16 protein-coding genes are annotated in these 18,582 nt (G+C 61.0%); 12 read left to right on the forward strand and 4 right to left on the reverse strand.

The features are described 5' to 3' along the window. Positions 1–125: 125 nt before the first annotated feature. From N7568_RS02550 to ppsA, 4 genes are all read right to left on the reverse strand, one after another. Positions 126–383 carry a YegP family protein gene (locus N7568_RS02550; RefSeq protein ID WP_261608334.1) on the reverse strand — a complete coding sequence of 86 codons (258 nt, stop codon included), beginning with the start codon at positions 381–383 and terminating at the stop codon, positions 126–128. Positions 384–615: 232 nt separating this feature from the next. After that, complete coding sequence (locus tag N7568_RS02555) at positions 616–1,641, reverse strand: 6-phosphofructokinase (protein ID WP_261608335.1); 1,026 nt, start codon at positions 1,639–1,641, stop codon at positions 616–618. Beyond that, positions 1,638–4,805, reverse strand: coding sequence for an HAD-IA family hydrolase (locus tag N7568_RS02560; protein WP_261608336.1), 3,168 nt, complete (start codon positions 4,803–4,805; stop codon positions 1,638–1,640). The genes N7568_RS02555 and N7568_RS02560 overlap by 4 nt, the downstream gene beginning before the upstream one ends. Before the next feature lie 4 nt (positions 4,806–4,809). Next, complete coding sequence (ppsA, locus tag N7568_RS02565; protein WP_261608337.1) at positions 4,810–7,221, reverse strand: phosphoenolpyruvate synthase; 2,412 nt, start codon at positions 7,219–7,221, stop codon at positions 4,810–4,812. 126 nt (positions 7,222–7,347) lie between these two features. Here ppsA and N7568_RS02570 point away from each other — a divergent pair, with 126 nt between their 5' ends. The 12 genes from N7568_RS02570 to N7568_RS02625 all read left to right on the forward strand — a co-directional run bounded on the left by N7568_RS02570 (position 7,348) and on the right by N7568_RS02625 (position 18,582). Continuing rightward, a complete protein-coding gene (locus N7568_RS02570; protein WP_231340650.1) occupies positions 7,348–7,677 on the forward strand; it encodes a DUF3040 domain-containing protein in 330 nt (109 codons plus the stop codon). Next, a complete protein-coding gene (locus N7568_RS02575) occupies positions 7,674–8,141 on the forward strand; it encodes a flavodoxin family protein (RefSeq protein WP_261608338.1) in 468 nt (155 codons plus the stop codon). The genes N7568_RS02570 and N7568_RS02575 overlap by 4 nt, the downstream gene beginning before the upstream one ends. Then, positions 8,141–8,587 (forward strand): universal stress protein, encoded by a 447-nt coding sequence (locus N7568_RS02580; RefSeq protein ID WP_261608339.1) that lies wholly within the window; start codon positions 8,141–8,143, stop codon positions 8,585–8,587. Before N7568_RS02575 ends, N7568_RS02580 begins: the two co-directional genes overlap by 1 nt. A gap of 1 nt (position 8,588) precedes the next feature. Continuing rightward, positions 8,589–9,572 carry an ABC transporter ATP-binding protein gene (locus tag N7568_RS02585; RefSeq protein WP_261608340.1) on the forward strand — a complete coding sequence of 328 codons (984 nt, stop codon included), beginning with the start codon at positions 8,589–8,591 and terminating at the stop codon, positions 9,570–9,572. Continuing rightward, positions 9,569–10,339, forward strand: coding sequence for an ABC transporter permease (locus N7568_RS02590; protein ID WP_261608341.1), 771 nt, complete (start codon positions 9,569–9,571; stop codon positions 10,337–10,339). The genes N7568_RS02585 and N7568_RS02590 overlap by 4 nt, the downstream gene beginning before the upstream one ends. Then, entirely contained in the window at positions 10,336–11,781 is a 1,446-nt protein-coding gene (locus N7568_RS02595; RefSeq protein WP_261608342.1) for a DUF4389 domain-containing protein, read from the forward strand. The genes N7568_RS02590 and N7568_RS02595 overlap by 4 nt, the downstream gene beginning before the upstream one ends. After that, positions 11,778–12,731: a polysaccharide deacetylase family protein gene (locus N7568_RS02600; protein WP_261608343.1), complete on the forward strand. Its 954-nt coding sequence runs from the start codon at positions 11,778–11,780 to the stop codon at positions 12,729–12,731. The genes N7568_RS02595 and N7568_RS02600 overlap by 4 nt, the downstream gene beginning before the upstream one ends. A 15-nt stretch (positions 12,732–12,746) precedes the next feature. Further along, positions 12,747–15,461 carry an HAD-IC family P-type ATPase gene (locus tag N7568_RS02605; protein ID WP_261608344.1) on the forward strand — a complete coding sequence of 905 codons (2,715 nt, stop codon included), beginning with the start codon at positions 12,747–12,749 and terminating at the stop codon, positions 15,459–15,461. A 495-nt stretch (positions 15,462–15,956) separates the two neighbouring features. Continuing rightward, complete coding sequence (locus N7568_RS02610) at positions 15,957–16,427, forward strand: pyridoxamine 5'-phosphate oxidase family protein (RefSeq protein ID WP_261608345.1); 471 nt, start codon at positions 15,957–15,959, stop codon at positions 16,425–16,427. Positions 16,428–16,439: 12 nt separating this feature from the next. Next, the gene (locus N7568_RS02615) at positions 16,440–16,760 is read left to right on the forward strand and encodes an ATP-binding cassette domain-containing protein (RefSeq protein WP_261608346.1); all 321 of its coding nucleotides are present in this window, start codon (positions 16,440–16,442) and stop codon (positions 16,758–16,760) included. A 50-nt stretch (positions 16,761–16,810) separates the two neighbouring features. Beyond that, positions 16,811–17,407 carry an ATP-binding cassette domain-containing protein gene (locus N7568_RS02620; protein WP_261608347.1) on the forward strand — a complete coding sequence of 199 codons (597 nt, stop codon included), beginning with the start codon at positions 16,811–16,813 and terminating at the stop codon, positions 17,405–17,407. A 2-nt stretch (positions 17,408–17,409) separates the two neighbouring features. Continuing rightward, positions 17,410–18,582 carry an ABC transporter permease gene (locus N7568_RS02625; RefSeq protein ID WP_261608348.1) on the forward strand — a complete coding sequence of 391 codons (1,173 nt, stop codon included), beginning with the start codon at positions 17,410–17,412 and terminating at the stop codon, positions 18,580–18,582.

Genomic DNA, 18,582 nt, shown 5'->3' on the forward strand with positions numbered 1-18,582 from the left:
ATTCTGTGGGATTGAAGGAACCCGTCGGCGTTGCGGCTGCCTGCCCTGATTGCCCGACCCTGGCTCGGCCGTCTCAGATGGGCGTTGAGGTCCGGGTTCCGATTTCCCAGGACTGCGTTCGATCTTCATTCGGCAGCCCTGCGCATCTGCCCGTTTGCAGGAACCCGGCTGCCCGCGGGTTTCGTGTCGACTGGCGTGATGGGCGAACAATGGTCCTGGACCAAGCCCATCCCTGCGCACTCACGAACGTGCGAGATGTCTCGCACCGCGGAGTCCTTGTCTACATAGGAGCACGAGACTGCGAGTTCTCTGCCCTCGGAGTCCAACAACCGGAACCTGACGTTGGCTTGGCCGTCCGTAAAAAGCTCAAAGATCCCATTCATGGGGCCGCCCCTTCTGCACTTGCTGATTACGGCATCATCTGTCCCCCTATGCCTTCCATCAGCATGCCCGCAGACAGAGTTGGGCCGTAAGGGCCGGAAGTCCCGTTTCTTCTGGATCCCCGGTCCCGTTGCACGACTTGGGACTCTGGAAGGCACACCCCGACGGCGGATTCTCGCTGGAAGTACGAGGCCATCCCGGGAAGGTCGAGAGGGGCCGTGCAAGGGTTCCCCGCTAACCGAACAATGCTTCCGCTTCCTTGAAGCGTGCCTTTGGAACGGTCTTGAGATCGCCCAAAGCCGATGCGAGGGGCACGTCCGTGATGTCCGTTCCGTTCAGGGAAACCATGGTCCCCCATTTCCCTGCGCAGGCGAGATCAACCGCAGCCATGCCCAGACGGGTGGCAAGGACCCTGTCGAAGGCCGTGGGTGCGCCACCGCGCTGGATGTATCCCAGGATGGTGGCCCTGGTCTCGATCCCGGTCATCTCCTGCACCAGCCCTTCCAACATTATTCCGATGCCACCGAGACGCGGCCGGCCGAAGGTATCAAGACCCCTTGGTGAATACGGTGCCTCCTGTCCCGTGGGTGCGAAAGCCTCTGCAACAACCACCAAAGGGGCCCTGCCGCGTTCATGGGCCGAACTGACCCAAAGGGCTATTTGCTCCAAGGAAACCCTGTGCTCGGGTATCAGGATCGCGTGGGCGCCCGAGGCCATCCCTGCATGCAAGGCGATCCACCCTGCATTCCTTCCCATGACCTCAGCAATCATGCACCGATGATGGGACTCCCCGGTGGTTCGCAGGCGATCGATTGCCTCGGTAGCCGTTTGGACGGCAGTGTCGAATCCAAACGTGTAATCCGTAGCACCCAAGTCGTTGTCGATGGTCTTTGGTACACCAACAACGTTGACTCCCTGCTCTGACAAGATCCGGGCCGCCGCAAGGGTTCCCTCACCCCCAATGGCTATCAACCCGTCCACGCCATGCCTGCGAAGTGATTGGCTCACGGCCCCAGATTCACCGTCCCGCAGGGGATTCGTCCGGGATGTCCCCAGCATCGTGCCCCCGAGACCGGAAATCCCCCTTACCGCGTGCCTGGTCAGTGGTATGGCGTCGTCATCCAGGACACCTTTCCACCCATCGCGGAAACCCACGAACTCAAGGTCGTGGCTGATAGTCCCCCTGAGAACTGCTCCTCTGATAACTGCATTCAAACCCGGGCAGTCACCACCACTTGTAAGAATCCCCAAGCGCCTCATGACCGGCGCGTCTCCTGGCCAGGATCCAGCCTGAAGCTCCTGCTCTCCCCGGGTGCCAACATGACAGACCGCCCTTCCATCCGAAGAGAAACGGGAGCGGCATCGCCATGCGCGGACGATACCCGGATGCGCCCATCCTTGAGCTGGACCTTCAGCAAATGCCCCCTGTATTTCACGTGAAAGGCAACTGCGCGCAGTCCCCTGGGCATGCACGGCGTGAAAGACAAACCATCCCGCCCCAACTTCAGTCCGGCAAAGCTCCTCTGAATGACGTCTATGGAACCGACCATGGCACCCAGGTGAATACCCGCTTTGGTTGTCCCATGCTGGGTGTCATCGAGATCTGCATCCAACGCCTCCCGAAAGCTATCCCATGCCCTATCCGGGTCCACGGAAGCCAGGACAGAGGCGTGGGCAACGCGGCTCAGAGTGGAACCGTGAGCCGTCCTGGCAAGGTAGTACTCAATAGTCCGGTCCAGTTGCTCGTTGGACAGCGCGTAACCAAGTCTCGCCATGAACTCGCGGAGCCCCTCATGGCCCAACAGATACGGCAACATCAACACGTCGGCCTGTTTCGCGAGTTTGTATCGGTTGACGTCGTCGCCCTCCGCTTCAAGGATGAGATCCAGCCGCTCGATGTTCTCGTACACCTGGCGGTACTTGTCCCAATCAAGTTCTTCCAGCGCGTCGTACCCATGAAACTGGCTGATGACACCATCGGCGTGGAACGGTACAAACATCTTCCGGGACACCCGCTTCCACAACGACACTTCGTCAGCAGTGATGCTCAATCGCTCCGTGAGGTCAGCCAGCTCATGGCCCTTCAGCATCCCGTGAATTTCTGCGGCGCGCTCGCAGGTCCATGCCGCCATGACGTTGGTGTAGGCGTTGTCATCCAGGCCCGGATCGGGCTCCCCTGGACGGCGGGTGTGGTATTCATCCGGGCCTACGACGCCTTTCAGGTGGAAGCGGTGATCGTGGTGGTCATACGCCGCCATGGCAGCAAAGAATCGTGCCACCTCCACAACGAGTTCTGCTCCTTTGTACAGGAACCAAGCCTTGTCACCGGTGGCTTCAAAGTACTCCCAGACGTTGAAGGCAACAGCGAGCCCCACGTGCCGTTGCATCCTGGAATGGTCCGGCACCCAGCGCCCCGACCTGGCGTTGTAGAGCCAATGCGGAGTTTCTTCGCTGCCGTCGCTGCCGCTTTGCCACGGGAACATTGCTCCGGGCAAACCGAGCCTTGACGCCGCCTGCCTTGCTTCGGGGAGCCGCCGCCATCGGTATTCGATCAGTGCCCGGGCCACCTCGGGGGTTCTGGCAGTAAGTACGGGCAGGACGAAGAGCTCGTCCCAAAAGACGTGACCCCGATAGCCCTCGCCGTGCAGCCCCCTGGCCGGAACACCGGCGTCGAGCTCCGCCGTGTGATGCGTCAAGGTTTGCAGGAGGTGGAAAAGATGAAGGTTCAAGACCAATTGGACCTGGGTGGAAGAGTCGAGTTCCACCAGGAACGGCCGAAGGATCCGCCTCCACGCGGCCACGTGGGAACCCAGCAGAGCTTCAAAGTTTGTGCCCGCCCTCGCAAGAGCCGCCGAAGCGGCCGAACCCGCGGACGAAATGGGCTTATCCCGGGATGTCACGACGGCGGCAACCTTGGTTAAGGCGGTTGCCGCACCATCAGTGCAAGCAACGTTAAAAGTGAGGAAGTGGAACGCCTTGACGCTTCCAGGCGACCCGGCATTACCTGCAGCATCTGCATGGAAGGCAATGGCTACGCGTATTTGGCTCTGGCTGGTTTCGGCTTCGACCAGAAGATCGCAGCTTGGGCCACCACGGCTTCCTGCCGTCTTGTCGCTCAAGTGGATGCGGGTTCCCATGGCCGGCTCTGGCAGGTTCGCATTCCTGGTGCCAACATCGACCCCGCTCCGCACCGTGACTGTTCCGTTCCAGCCCAGCGGCGTCAAGAGAGTCTCGACAGCCAGCACGTGCGGCTCCGCCATGGAGACCAAGCGCCTTTCAGCGACGTCCAGACGCCGACTGTCCGGGGACTCCAGAAGAATATGACGAATCAACAGAGCCCGACCCATGTCCAAAGTCCGCCGCTCCTCCACCAAACGCAAGCCACCCTCCGACCACCACGTGCCGTTCTCAAGGCAGAGGTCCAAGGGAAGGCAATCGGGTGCGTTGACCATGTGCTCGTCGATTACAGACTCCTCGCCCATCCTGGCGACCACCCTGTTGTAGACACCGGCCAGATACATGCCGGCATAGCGCGATTCCCGGCCGCCTTCGGAAACAGCCCCGCGAACACCCATATATCCGTTGCCCAACGTCGTGAGGGCTTCCCGGTGCCCCTCGTGTTCCGGCGCTGTCCCTTCGTAGGTGAGCTGCCAAGGATCACTCATGACCAGGCCCAGGTCCAGCTCGCCTACATCGTTGAGGACCACGTGCGCACCAGCTGCTTCGAGTTGTCGGCGGGTCCCCTGCCGGTCGATGCCCACCACAAGCCCGAATCCACCGCGACGCGCGGATGTCACCCCCGCCACTGAGTCTTCTATGACCACGGCGCGACCCGGCGGGACCCCCAGGCGCTTGGCCGCCTCCAGGAATACATCCGGTTCAGGTTTGCCCGGGAGCCCCAATTTTGAGGCGACGGTACCGTCCAGCACCACCGCGAAAGTCTCTGCCATGCCGGCCGCGGCCAACACGGGAGTGGCGTTACGGCTCGACGTCACCACCCCCGCCGGAACCCCTGCCGCGTGCAGACTGCCCAGCAGCTCCAGTGTTCCCGGGTATGCCTGAACGCCGTCCTTCTTTAGGCGGGCGAGGTAAGCCTTGTTCTTCAGCGCCCCAAGCCCGTAAGCGGTCCAATCGCCGGTTGCATCGCTTGGTGCGCCGAGATCAACGACGACGCCCCGGGACGCCAGCAGGTTCATGAGCCCGACTTCGCGGGGCTTGCCGTCCACCAAGGACAAATAGTCGTTTGAAGTAAACGGCTGCACAGGTTTGACCTTCGGAAACCTGGGATCGCCCATAATCGCCTCGTACGCGTCGCGCCAAGCCAGCTGATGCACCATGGCAGTCCGGGTGACTACGCCATCCAGATCGAAGATGACCGCGTCATAAGGGGGTCTCGCCGCAGCCGCCGTGGGTGATCCCTTCATGGCTCTACACTGGGTCCGGCCGTTTGAGGTGCTTTTCTGCAGCAGCTATCAAGGGGACCGTCCGGATGAAGGTATCGGGGTTCAGTGAAATCGAGTCAATGCCTTCACGGACAAGAAACTCCGCAAAATCCGGATGGTTGCTTGGACCTTGACCACAAATCCCTATCCGGATTCCTGCTGCATGCGCCTTCCCGATGACCTCCGAGATCATGGTGGTCACGGCTTCATCGCGTTCATCGAAGAGCCCTGCCAATTGTTCAGAATCACGGTCTACGCCGAGCACCAATTGGGTCAAATCATTGGAACCGATGGAGAACCCATCAAAACGGCGGGCGAATTGTTCCGCCAGCACCACGTTGGAAGGGATCTCACACATCATGTAGACGCGCAGCCCGTGCTCTCCACGCACAAGTCCGTTCTCCGACATCGCATTGAGCACCTTGTCCGCTTCATCCACTGTGCGGCAAAAGGGAACCATGACTATGACGTTTGAGAAGCCGATGACTTCACGTGCGCGTTTCACGGCCAGGCATTCCAACGCGAAAGCTTCACGGTAGTGCTTGTTGTAGTAGCGGGAAGCCCCCCGGAATCCCAGCATGGGGTTTTCTTCAGGGTGTTCGAAGAAGCTGCCGCCGATGAGATGTCCATACTCGTTGCTCTTGAAATCGCTGAGCCGGACAACCACTGGTTTCGGATGGAAAGGAGCAGCAATCTTGGCTATGCCTGTGGCAAGGACACTAACGAAATACTCCTCGGGGCTGGTGTAGTCCCTGGTCAGTTGTTCAATAACAGCTGATTCGGCGTCATCCATCACCAACTCGGGATGGATAAGGGCCATCGGATGAACACGGATCAAGTTGTTGATGATGAATTCCATCCTCGCCAGGCCGACTCCTGCAGCAGGAAGACGCCACCAGGTGAAAGCTGCGGCCGGGCTGGCGATGTTGACCATGATGTCCGTGCGCGTTTCGGAAAGGCTCCCGGTGTCCACCTCTTCTACTTCGAAGTCCAGCGTCCCGTCATAGACGTGTCCCTCTTCTCCTTCGGCGCACGAGAGCGTGACAACTTCCCTACCTGCCAGCGCGTCAGTTGCGTCGCCAGTACCCACCACGGCGGGAACGCCTAGCTCACGGCTCACAATCGCCGCGTGACTGGTGGGTCCCCCGTGGTCAGTCACGATCCCAGCTGCCCGCTTCATCACGGGAACCCAGTCCGGGTCCGTCATCCGGGTTACCAAAATGGCCCCATCCACAAACGCCTCAATGTCCTTGGCATCGCGGATGATGCAGACGGGGCCTACGGCTATGGAATTCCCGACCGCTGCGCCGGACGCAAGGAGACGGCCATCCTGTCCCAGGTGATACATGCGGAAGAGCGTCCCGCTTTTTTGGGCCTGAACTGTTTCCGGTCGCGCCTGGACCATGAACAGCTCGCCTGTGACGCCGTCTTTGGCCCATTCCATGTCCATGGGACGTCCGTAGTGGTCTTCCACGGACACGGCCCACCGCGCGAGCTTGATGATGTCGATGTCCGGGAGAACAGTGGCACGTCGTTCTTTGTCGGTGGTTTCCACCATCGCCGTGGAGGCGGTCCCTCCCAAGCGGTACACCATCTTGCGCTCTTTGGATCCCACGGATCTCTCGATCACAGGCACCAGAGCGGGGTTATCAAGTAGCGGTTTGAACACTTGGTACTTGTCCGGGTTGATGGTGCCCTGGACAACGGTCTCGCCCAATCCCCATGCCGCGCTGATGACGACGCTCTGTGGAAAGCCCGACTCAGTATCGATGGAGAACATCACCCCTGAAGCTCCGATGTCGGATCTAACCATGCGCTGGACACCTATGGACAGTGCCACGTCCAAGTGCCCAAACCCTTTGATCTCCCGGTAGCTAATGGCGCGATCAGTGAAAAGCGAGGCAAAACAGCGTCGGCACGCATCCAGGAGTGCGCTCTCACCTGAGATATTCAGGAATGTTTCCTGTTGCCCGGCAAAACTGGCATCCGGCAGGTCCTCTGCCGTTGCACTGCTGCGGACAGCTACCGCCAATCGCTCCTGCCCGGCCCGTTCGCCCAGGCGCCGATAGTTATGCCTGATGCCCTCAATAAGTCCGGACGGAAACTCGCCCGCCAACATTGCGTCGCGGATGGCATGCCCCGTCTCGCGAAGAGACAACCTGCCTGACCTAAGCTCACTAATGGAATGACTGATGACCGATTCGAGTCCGTTGGCAGCCAAGAACTTCCTGTACGCGCCGGACGTCGTAGCGAAGCCGTCGGGGACCTTCACCCCTGCTGAACGCAACGATGTGGTGAGTTCACCCAGTGACGCATTCTTACCGCCCACTTCGGGAACATCCCCCATTCCGATGTCCTCAAACCATGTGACATATGACTCTTCGATGGCTGGCTGCATGCCTTGATTCTGGGCGGCCCGGGCCAGCCCGGGCAGAGTCTTTGGTCCCGAACCTTGGTGTGACTTTCGGCCCTGTTTCCGCATTGCCGCACCACACATGCTGGGAGGGAAGGCAGGAGGCACACCATGGCACTTTCGGAGTTCGAACGGCTCGAACTGGACAACATTTCGCAGGGTCTTCTGGAGGAGGACCCCAGGCTGGCAGCACTCATGAGCCTGGAAGACCTCGATCGACGCCGCTGGAAGGGCATAAAGCGAGGCTGCCTTGCTGCGCTCGGCGGGCTCGGACTGCTGCTGGTGAGTTTCCCACTAGGCAGTTTGGCACTCGGTGTGGTGGGTTTCCTCGTGATGGGTGGGGGGACGTACTGGGCAACCCTTTTCATGGGTGACCGCCCTATGCGGTGGAGGCCGCGCACCCGGGAAAACGCCCACGAGAAGAACAAGGAACAGTCATGAAAGCACTCGTTGTCTATGATTCCGGCTTTGGCAACACCAAGTCGATCGCTGAGGCCATTGCCGCAGGCCTCAGCCCACTGAACGCGACAGTCCTGCCGGCCGCGCAGGTGCGGTCGGACGACATCTCGGCCGGTGACTTGTTGGTGGTCGGCAGCCCGATCAACGGTTGGCGCCCCACACAGAAGACCATGGAGGCTCTGGCCCGTCTTGGCAGTCGTGGGCTTTCCGGAGTGGTTGCTGCCGGCTTTGATACGAGGGTCAAGCTGTTCATCCATGGTGATGCAGCGAAGAAGATCACCAAGACCCTCAAAGAGGCCGGAGCCAGCATCGTGGCCGAGCCAATGGCCTTCTACGTCAAGGGAACTGAGGGTCCCTTGCTTGACGGACAGACAGCCCGCGCAGCTGCGTGGGCTGAAGAACTCCTGGCAAAGGCCAAAGCCTACGGAACCCGGAGGAGTGCGTGATGGCAAGCTGGCTTGACCCGAGCAAGATCATTGTTGGCGTCGACGGCTCCGAAGCATCGGTGGAGGCATTACGCCACGGACAACGCATTGCGCTGGCGCTCAATGCACCGCTTGAAGCCTGGGGGTGCTGGGAGATGCCGCTGGGATACGAGGGGTATCTGGCCATGGGCATAGATGGCTTTGCCCATGATGCCGAGGAAAGACTCGATAAGGCAGTGGTGGAGGCCTTCGGCACTGAGAAGCCCAGGAACGTCAGTTCCCGCCTTGTTCAACGGTCTCCCCGTGCAGGGCTTGTTGAAGGCAGCAAGCATGCGTCGCTTCTGGTGGTAGGCCGGCGCGGTCACGGTGGTTTTGGTGGACTTCTCCTTGGTTCTGTCAGTTCGGCCTGCGTTGCGCACGCGCACTGCCCCGTCTTGGTGGTCCACTCCCCCGGGAAGAGTCATTGAGATGACCACAGGGCAGATGTCCGTCCCGGCAGCTCCAGAGCGACCGGCGATCGGCGCGCCTGCTGTGATCGAAGCGGTAGGGCTGACCAAGACATTTGGTAAGAATCGTGCGCTCAACGCCATGAACCTGGAGGTGCCCGAGGGTTCCATCTTTGGCTTCCTGGGGTTGAATGGGGCCGGCAAGACCACATTCCTCCGTGTCATGAGCGGCCTCTCCCGGGCGAGTTCGGGTTCACTGCGTCTTCTCGGCGAAGACGCGACGTTAAACGGGACGTCGATCCGTCACAGCATTGGTTACCTACCGGATGTACCCGCGTTCTATGAATGGATGAACGCGCGGCAAACGCTTCATCTCGCGGGCAGGTTGTTTGGGCTTGACGGGCCGGAGTTGGATGCAAAGACCGAGGAGTTGCTGGATTTCGTCCGTCTCAGCGGAATCGATCAGCCGATCGGCAAGTACTCCCGTGGAATGCGCCAACGGCTGGGGGTAGCTCAGGCGCTGATCAATTCCCCAAGGCTGCTTCTGCTTGACGAACCCACCAGCGCCCTTGACCCTGAAGGCCGCAGAGAGCTGTTGGACTTCATTGGAGCACTGCGCGGGAAGACCACGGTGTTCTTCTCAACCCATATTCTCAGCGACGTGGAGCGCATCTGCGACTCCGTGGCAATCCTTGACAAGGGCCGGGTGCTGGCTCAATCCACCATGGAAGAACTGCGTTCCCGGCGTGGACAGCGACGAATTCTGATCGATGTCAGCGAGGGTGCGGAAGCACTCGCCGGAGTCTTCGGACAACAGGACTGGGCGGTTTCAGTTCAACCAGGACCGCGCGGTGAGATCGAGGTCCGCGTATCGGACACAGAAACTGCGCAGCGCGAAATCCCCCTCCTGATCGGCAACCAAGGTTTGGGTCTCATTCGCATGGAAAACGCTGAATCGGGTCTTGAAGAGGTCTTCCTGGAGCTTGTCGGAAAGGGAAACCAATGAGCACTTTCTCAGTCCTGGCCGCCAAGGAAGGCCAGGAAATCGTCCACACCTGGCGGATTTGGGTGTTGCCCGCGATAGTCCTGTTCTTCGCAGTGGTTGGTCCGCCCTTGGCAAAAATAACTCCGGACCTCCTGGGCTCCCTGACAGCGTCTGCGCCAGGTTCGCTGGCATTGCCGGATGCCACTTTCAGTGACGCTTACGGGCAATGGATAAAGAACCTCTCCCAAATCGTTCTGTTCACCATCGTCATCATGTACGGCGGAGTGGTGTCCAGCGAGATCCGCGAGGGCACCGCTGCCTTCATACTCACCAAGCCCGTATCGAGGGCCACTTTCATAGCGGCGAAAGCATCTGTGCACGCCACGTTCATCACGGTCGTGTTTGCCTTGGGAACCCTCACCACATGGGTCGTCACCCTGCTAACCTTCGGGAGCGCGCCCTCCGGCCAGTTGTGGGGTGCGGCGTTCATGCTCCTGCTCTACGGGATTCTGGCGCTGTCCTACACCATGCTGTTCTCGGTTTTGATCCCGGCACCGGCCGGGGCAGCCGGCACAGGGCTAGGGGTCTACGCCCTGTTGGCGGTGGGAGCGGCGTGGGACCCGCTTGCGACCTTTGGGCCGGCAGGCGTACCCGGCATCGCAGCCGCGATTGCCGCCGGCCAGGAACATGTCTCGCCGGCCTGGCCTGCCGTGAGCAGCCTTGCTGCCGCTGCCGCTGCCCTCGGCCTTGCCTCGTTGATCTTCAACCGGAAAGAACTCCAGCCGTGAAAAAGCCAGGTCATGTTGTCCTCCTCATTGTCGGCATTGTTCTGTCTTTGGTCGGCTTCACGTTGGCCGCGGCAGGTGCGGTAGCGACATGGCTTGCCTCTTCCCAAAACGACGGATCGTTCTTCACCTCCCCAACCGAGCGCTACACGGTTTCGTCCCGGGCATTGGTCTCCCCCCAACTCGATGCGGTGGGCGAGGGCACGCCCGAAAGGCTTCCCTTCGACGTCGGAACCCTCAGGCTCCGTGCATCTGCAACAGAAGCCGGGCGTGAAGTTTTCATCGGCATCGCACCCCAGAACGAGGTGGACGCATACCTTGCAGGGGTGCACCACACTGAGTTGCGTGAAGTGAAGTTCCAACCCTTCCGGCCCGTTTACACGGACATTCCAGGATCATCCACCCCTGCAACTCCCGGTGCGCAACAGTTCTGGGCAGCCTCGGCCTCCGGAACGGGCGAGCAGGAACTCACCTGGAACATCGCCCCCGGTAATTGGACGGTGGTGGTGATGAACGCTGACGCGAGCGATGGGGTCTCGGCAGATCTGCAGGCCGGTTTCCGTTCTGACCTCATGAGGCCTGCCGCAATGGGCCTGCTGTTCGCCGGGGTCCTGGCCATCCTTATCGGCGTTCCGCTGTTGGTGTTGGGCGCCGTAGGTCTGGGCCGTGGCGGAGGACCACCGGGGCGGCCCCCTTCGACATCCGCGGCGGCGCAAGGCTCCACCCCGGGTAGCACCACGAGCTCACCGCTTCACTTCACCGGTCATTTGGACCCCGCATTGTCACCTTGGATGTGGCTGGTGAAATGGTTCCTCGCCATCCCGCATTTCTTTGTTTTGTTCTTTCTTTGGTTTGCGTTCGCCGTCACCAGCATCATTGCCTGGTTCGCCATCCTTTTCACGGGCCGCTACCCACAGTCTCTCTTTCATTTCAATGTTGGCGTCCTCCGATGGAACTGGCGCGTGGCCTTCTACGCCTATGCCGTGGGCGGAACTGATCGATATCCGCCGTTCAGCCTCTCCCGCGCGGACTACCCGGCGGACATGGACGTGGAATATCCGCCACGACTGTCCCGGGGCCTGGTTCTTGTAAAGTCCTGGTTGCTGCTCATACCGCACCTGTTGATCGTGGGGGCATTCACAGGTACGGCGACATGGGCTTGGAGAACCCAGGACGGACCCGCTGGTGTGATCAACGATCGCGGCGGTGGACTGTCGTTGCTGGGCCTGCTGGTGCTCATCGCGTTGGTCACCCTGTTGTTCACCGGCAGCTATCCGCGCCCCCTTTTCGGATTCATCATGGGCATCAACCGGTGGGTGTACCGGGTGCTCATCTACGGGGCCCTCTTACGCGACGAGTATCCACCGTTCCGCCTTGATCAAGGTCCCGCCGATCCCAACCCACAGCAGACACCGGATCCTGACGGCAGGACCATCCAGCCTTGAATGACGGCAAGCCGGCAACAACCGGGGCGTCACGGTGGAACCCACGACGGCGGGTGGTCGTCGTCGTGGTTTTGGCCGCCGTGGCGGTTCTTGCCGTGGTGCTCGCACTGCTGGTCACTGCGGCGCCAATGGTGGCCCCTGAGCCCCTTACCAGTTCGACTGCCACCACCACGGCTGCTACAACCACGACTGCCACCACCGCGACTGCTACAAGCGCGGCGGGGACAGTGGCACCGGCTCCTGTTGAGTCGTCGTCAGAGGCAACGGATCCTGTCATACCTGATCCGATTGGTCCGCCGATGCCTGCAGTCCCGGCAGTACTGTTAGGGCGGGACCTGGAAGCGATTCCGGCGACAACGCCGGTCATCGCGCTGACGTTTGACGCAGGAGCCAACGCGGCCGCCCTTGACAGCATCCTGCTAACGCTGTCACTGCACGACGTAAAGGCAACATTCTTTCTGACCGGCAATTGGGCCTCCGCAAATAGCGCGAGCGTTGCCCGGATAGTTGCGGCGGAGCATCGGCTGGGTAACCATTCCATGAGCCACCCAGGTTTTACCCAGTTGACGGACGCCCAGATCGCAGAGGAGCTGCTCGGAGCTGAAGATGCGGTCCGCGCTGCAGGTGGAGATCCCCGTCCGTTCTTCAGGTTCCCGTATGGCGAGCGGGATTCCCGGGTCATCGCCACCGTCAACAAGCTCGGCTACGTTGCTGTGCGCTGGAGCGTCGACACTCTGGGCTGGAAGGGAACCAGCGGCGGAGCGTCCCAGGAGTCCGTCCTGCGGCGCGTTGTTGACGGTCTTCGCCCGGGCGCCATCATTTTGATGCATATCGGTTCCAACCCGGACGACGGCACCACCCTGGACGCTGACGCCCTTCCCGGCATCATCGAGGCGGTCAGACGTGCCGGCTATGGCTTCGTATCCCTCGACTACCTGCTGGCTGGCTAAGATATGGTCGCCAGCTTGAATCACGGCACCAAAGGTGCGGCGCATCATGGTTTGCCAGCCCATGAGGTTGTCCTGCTCCTCGAAGCCGATGCCGACCGTGGGCTGAGTCCGGATGTCGTGTCCGCCCGGACGGAGACCTACGGACCCAATCGCTTGCCAGGTTCGCAGCGCGTCAGCCTCCTGCGTTCAGCTGCCCGTCAATTCAATAATCCCTTGATTTACGTCCTGTTGGTTGCAGCCGCCGTGACCATCTTCCTGGGAGAGTACGTCGACAGTTCGGTGATTCTCGGCGTCGTAATGGTCAATACGATCATTGGCTTGATACAGGAGAACAGGGCTGAGGCAGCGCTGGACACATTGCGTGGGCTCGTGCAGACCCGGGCCATGGTCATCCGGAACGGTCAACGATTGCAGATCCCCTCGGAGGAGTTGGTCCCCGGCGACCTCGTACTTCTGGAAGCGGGAGACAAGGTGCCGGCGGACATCCGCCTCGTCCGGCTCTCGGGTTTGAAAGCAGACGAATCAGCGTTGACCGGAGAGTCCGAAACGGTAATCAAGGACGAAGTTGTCCTTCCCGTCACGACTCCGGTAGCTGATCGACGCAACATGGTCTACGGGGGGACGTTGCTAACTTCAGGAAGCGGAGCCGGAGTCGTCGTCGCCACCGGTGGTGAAACCGAACTCGGCGAAATCCACCGGCTGATCGGTACGGTCCGTCCAGCACCCACGCCACTCACCAGCAAACTGGCCAAGTTCAGTATGACGCTTACCATCGCCATCCTCGGGCTGTCCGCATGCGCTTTCGTCGTGGGGCTTGCACGGGGGCAGGAACCCGCTCTGATGTTCACTTCCGTCGTCGCAATGGCTGTTGGCGCCATACCCGAAGGACTGCCCGCAGCCGTGTCGGTCACTCTGGCCATCGGTGTGGGAAGGATGGCGAAACGCAGGGCCGTTGTGCGACGCCTCCCCGTCGTCGAAACGTTGGGCAGCACCACCGTCATTTGTTCCGACAAGACGGGAACTTTCACGGAAAACCAGATGACTGTGGTTGCACTCTGGACACCCACTGCCAGGTACGACCTCACAGGCGTTGGGTATGGCCCGGAGGGATCCGTCAAAAAGCGGGAAACCCACGGCGGCGACCTCCAAGGGATAACCGTCGGCAACGATGCCGGCTTGCGCTGGTGCCTTATAGCGGGCGCGGCATGCAACGACTCCGCAGTTTTCCAGCAGGACGACGCGTGGCGGGTAAGGGGCGACCCCACGGAGGCAGCGCTGATCGTGGCATCCGGCAAAGGACCCGCCGACGTTAAGGAGTTCCTTTTCCGGAACCCCCGGGTCAGCACCATCCCCTTCACCCACGAACGCCAGTTCATGGCAACGCTCCATAGGGACGGCAGCGCACGTGATGGCGGCCTGTTGCTGGTCAAAGGAAGCGTTGAACGCGTTCTTGAACTCTGCTCCGGGCAAATGGGCAGTGGCGGTGAGGCCGAGCCCCTCGATGTCGAGGCCAGCACACAAGCGGCAGAAGGTCTGGCAGGCCAAGGGCTGCGGGTACTCGCAACAGCAATGATGCGAACCAAAGGCCTATCCCCCATGGATCCTTGCGCCGTGCCCGGTGACCTGACGTTCACTGGCCTGCAGGCGATGTTCGATCCGCCACGGGAAGCTGCCGCTGCTGCAGTGCGGTCGTGCAGGGCGGCAGGGATCAAGGTCAAGATGATCACCGGCGACCATCCGGGAACGGCCCACGCCATCGCTGCCGCAGTAGGGCTCGACGGCGACAGTGGGAGCATCGTGGTGGGCGCCCGTTTGGAGGGCAAAGGGGTTGAGGAATTGGCCGGCGTCGTCGAAGAAGCTTCGGTGTTCGCGAGGGTATCTCCGGCACAAAAGCTGCTCCTGATCCATGCGCTGCAGTCCAATGGCCACATAGTGGCCATGACTGGCGACGGCGTTAACGACGCCCCCGCCCTTCGCCAGGCAAATGTTGGTATCGCGATGGGCCATGCCGGCACCGAAGTGGCTAAAGAGGCATCTGACATCGTCCTCGTGGACGACAACTTCGCCACCATTGAAGCCGCTGTCGAAGAGGGCCGCAACGTTTTCGACAACCTGGTCAAATTCATCGTCTGGACGCTCCCCACGAACATGGGCGAAGGCCTGGTTATTCTGGTGGCCATCATCATGGGTTGGACCCTCCCCATCCTCCCTACCCAGATTTTGTGGATCAACATGACCACGGCAGTGGCCCTGGGGCTGATGCTGGCCTTCGAACCCAAGGAGCCGGGACTCATGACCAGGGCTCCCCGTGATCCGGACCGCCCGCTGCTGACATGGGCGTTGGCGTTCCGGACTTTGCTGGTGTCCGTCCTCCTGGTCAGCGGCACATGGTGGATTTTCGAGTTCGAACTCGCCGGCGGTGCTTCGCTTGAAGAGGCCCGGACAGCTGCAGTCAACCTGTTCGTCGTCGTCCAACTCTTCTACCTCTTCAGCTGCCGGTCCTTAACCCGATCCGTAGGAAAACTCCGGCCTTTCAGCAACCACTGGCTGGTCATCGGAGTCCTGGTCCAGCTCGCAGGGCAGGCAGCAATCAGCTACCTCCCCGTCATGAACCATCTCTTCCACACCGCGCCCCTGACCCCTGACACCTGGTTGCGGATCCTGGGCGTTGGCGTGATCGCTTCTGTGGCAGTGGCCGCGGACAAACGTTTTCGGCGCACCATCATTTAGGAGGAACGATGATACGAGCGGTGCTGTTACTGGTCCAAGGGTTGGTCGCCATCACATCGATTGCCGGCGGTCTGGTCATGGCCGTGGGGTCGTGGCCGGGGGTGGACAAGAGCGGCTTGCCGCCCGGGCTTCAACTCCCCGTCGAATACCTGAACGGTTCGCCTTTCAACACCTACCTGGTTCCAGGGCTCCTGCTGATGGTTATCGTAGGAGGCCTGCATTCGCTGGCCTTCGTCCTGCTCCTTCGGAGAATTGCTTTGGCCTCACTGGCCTCTGCTGCGGCAGGGTATTCCATCCTCGTGTGGATCTTCGTTCAAATGGCCCTGATTCCATTCAGTGCACTGCAGGCGGTCTACTTCGGGGCAGGACTGGCAGAAGTAGGACTGCTCCTGCTTCTACTTGGAGTAGCCTCGCCACACCCGGCCACAGACACTGGGGTGCAAGCCGGGCCTTTGGGCCCTGTTGGGAACCGGAAAGCGGCCGTAGGATCTCGACATGACCGACAAGAACATAGTGCCAGAGGCAGAAGTACTTGAAACGGAAGATTGCTGGAGGCTCCTCGGCGAGACCACCATCGGGCGTCTTTCAGTGATCGTCAACGGCCATCCCGATATCTTTCCCGTAAATTTCGCGGTGGACAACAAGACGATAGTCTTTCGAACCGGACCGGGAACAAAACAGTGGGCCATGGAAGATGACGCCGTGGTAGCAATCGAAACGGACTCCGTGAGCGCCGAGTTCGGTATCGCCTGGAGCGTTGTGGTGAAAGGCGGCGTTGAAGAAGCGGGATCGGAGGGCCCCCGTCTTGACGAAATCAGGCGTGCCCTCTTCCCGTGGCAGGGAGTGGGCCAGGACCACCTCTTCAGGATCGTTCCGGATTCAGTAACCGGGAGACGATTCGACCTTTCAGCACCTATGTCGCTTACGACTCCACTCAACGACGCAACACGGGCCGGTCTGGAATAGTCCAGTACGACCTTGAAAAATCAGGTGGCACCTCCCAACACCGGAACAGTCTTGTCAGCAGACCGGCTGGTCAAGAGATTCGGTGACCTGACCGCCGTCGACGACGTCTCCTTCATCATCCGCCCCGGCGAGACTTACGGCCTCCTGGGCCCGAACGGTGCCGGAAAGACCACCATTATCTCCATGGTCGCCGGCCTGATCCCCGCCGATTCCGGGTCAGTAGACGTGGCCGGCACCCGGATGGACCCTGCGGGAACTGCGGCAAAGCGCCATCTGGGTTTGGTACCGCAGGAGCTCGCCATTTATCCGGATCTGTCGGCCGCGAAAACCTGAACTTCTTCGGCAGGCTCCAAGGACTGGGGCGGAAAGAACTGGCCTCCAGGGTGGACTCAGTCCTGGATCTCCTCGGGCTGGCCGAACGTGCGGGTGAGCAAACCAAAAAGTACTCCGGTGGAATGAAACGTCGTTTGAACATTGGTATCGGTCTGCTGCACCGCCCCCGATTGCTGATCCTCGACGAACCGACGGTTGGTGTCGACCCGCAGTCCCGCAACTCAATTCTTGAGGCGGTGGGAAACCTGTCATCGGAGGGTACGGCTGTCCTTTACACGACCCACTACATGGAAGAGGCCGAGCGCCTTTGTGATCGGATTGCCATTCTTGATCAGGGCCGGGTCCAGGCCGAAGGAACCAGGGACGAACTCATAACACTAACCGGTGGACTGGACCAGATCACCCTTGTGGGGACCGGACGGATCACGGCGGCGGCTGAAGCACTCCGGTCACTCGACGGCGTTCATCGCGTCACCGATTCAGGGGGAACCGGGTTGATGCTCACCGTTACGGACGGGGCCGCCCTGCTTGCAGGGATTGTCACCACTGCCGCCCGCTCAGGAATGACCATGGCTTCGGTCGCCGTGACGCGACCGGACCTCGAATCGGTTTTCCTGCATTTGACCGGCAAAGCGCTCAGGGACTGACCATGCGGGCGCTCTGGACCATGGTCGGCAATGATTTTCGTCAACGCCTGAGGGATAAGTCAGTGCTCATCTTCTCACTCATCGTCCCGTTGGCACTGATGGGCGTGCTGAGCCTGGCTTTTGGCCGACTGGGTACCGGCAGCGTCGACCTGCAACCAGCCACGGTCGTAGTGAGCGTCGAAGACTCCGGCCCGCTCGGAGCTGCGCTGCTGGATTCACTGGGGTCCACAGAAGCCATGAAGGTCACTGTCCGTGAGGTGTCACCAGATGCCGTGAGCTCGGAAACCCGCACGTCGGGCGCCGCCTTGGGACTGGTCATCCCGGCCGGTTTCAGTTCCGCCCTGGCTACCGGGCGGCCATCCACCCTCCAACTGATCGAAGGCAGCGGCTCAGTCCTCGAGACGAGTGTCCTGATCTCAATCGTGACTGGAATCGTGGAGCGGTTCACTGCCGCGTCGGTAACGGAGACGGCTGCGGGACTAGGTGGGATCTCCCCTGATATGGCAGCGGGCATTGGGCGTATCGCGGTGTCCGGCGAACCAATCCTCCAAGTAAGGGAAGGAGTTGCCGCAACGGGTCAGTTGTCACTTCGGGCCGGCCTGGTCGCCGGTCAGACGGGTTTGTTCCTCTTGTTCACGGTCGGGTTCGGTGTCCTTGGACTGTTGGCGGAAAAGGAGCAGGGAACACTCGGCCGGATCAGATCCACAGCTGTGCCGCAGTGGACCGTCGTTGCCGCCAAAGCTGTTGTTGGTTTCTCTCTGGGTGTCGCCGCCAGTGCCGTGCTGCTTGCAAGCGGCACGCTCCTTTTCGGCGTTGACTTCGGGTCCCCTGCCGTTGTGGTCTTGCTGGTCCTCGCTGCAGCGGCCGCAGCCACCAGCTTGACCTTCATTGTGGCCAAGGTGGTTCGGTCAGCCGAGCAGGCCAACGTGGCGCAATCCATAATTGCCATGGTGTTGGGTATCGCGGGGGGCGCCTTCTTTCCCATCCAGGCGTCAGGATTCATGGCGGTCCTCATGGACCTGAACCCGGTAGGAGCCTTCATCCGGGGCTTGGGAATCTCGGCCGGTGGCGGCGGCGTCGCAGAAGTCGCCGTGCCCTTGATGACGATGTGGGGATTCGCGGCCGCATGCATCCTCACGGCCCGCTTCCTGCCGGACCGGGGTGCCAAGGCGTGA

The sequence above is a fragment of the Paenarthrobacter aurescens genome, assembly GCF_025421775.1.
Classification (GTDB): Bacteria; Actinomycetota; Actinomycetes; order Actinomycetales; family Micrococcaceae; genus Arthrobacter; species Arthrobacter aurescens_B.

Bases quoted from the DNA above. Each gene is read 5' to 3' on its own strand.
- N7568_RS02550 (WP_261608334.1), bottom strand. From the start codon at position 383: ATGAATGGGATCTTTGAGCTTTTTACGGACGGCCAAGCCAACGTCAGG.
- N7568_RS02555 (WP_261608335.1), bottom strand. From the start codon at position 1,641: ATGAGGCGCTTGGGGATTCTTACAAGTGGTGGTGACTGCCCGGGTTTG.
- N7568_RS02560 (WP_261608336.1), bottom strand. From the start codon at position 4,805: ATGAAGGGATCACCCACGGCGGCTGCGGCGAGACCCCCTTATGACGCG.
- ppsA (WP_261608337.1), bottom strand. From the start codon at position 7,221: ATGCAGCCAGCCATCGAAGAGTCATATGTCACATGGTTTGAGGACATC.
- N7568_RS02570 (WP_231340650.1), top strand. From the start codon at position 7,348: ATGGCACTTTCGGAGTTCGAACGGCTCGAACTGGACAACATTTCGCAG.
- N7568_RS02575 (WP_261608338.1), top strand. From the start codon at position 7,674: ATGAAAGCACTCGTTGTCTATGATTCCGGCTTTGGCAACACCAAGTCG.
- N7568_RS02580 (WP_261608339.1), top strand. From the start codon at position 8,141: ATGGCAAGCTGGCTTGACCCGAGCAAGATCATTGTTGGCGTCGACGGC.
- N7568_RS02585 (WP_261608340.1), top strand. From the start codon at position 8,589: ATGACCACAGGGCAGATGTCCGTCCCGGCAGCTCCAGAGCGACCGGCG.
- N7568_RS02590 (WP_261608341.1), top strand. From the start codon at position 9,569: ATGAGCACTTTCTCAGTCCTGGCCGCCAAGGAAGGCCAGGAAATCGTC.
- N7568_RS02610 (WP_261608345.1), top strand. From the start codon at position 15,957: ATGACCGACAAGAACATAGTGCCAGAGGCAGAAGTACTTGAAACGGAA.
- N7568_RS02625 (WP_261608348.1), top strand. From the start codon at position 17,410: ATGCGGGCGCTCTGGACCATGGTCGGCAATGATTTTCGTCAACGCCTG.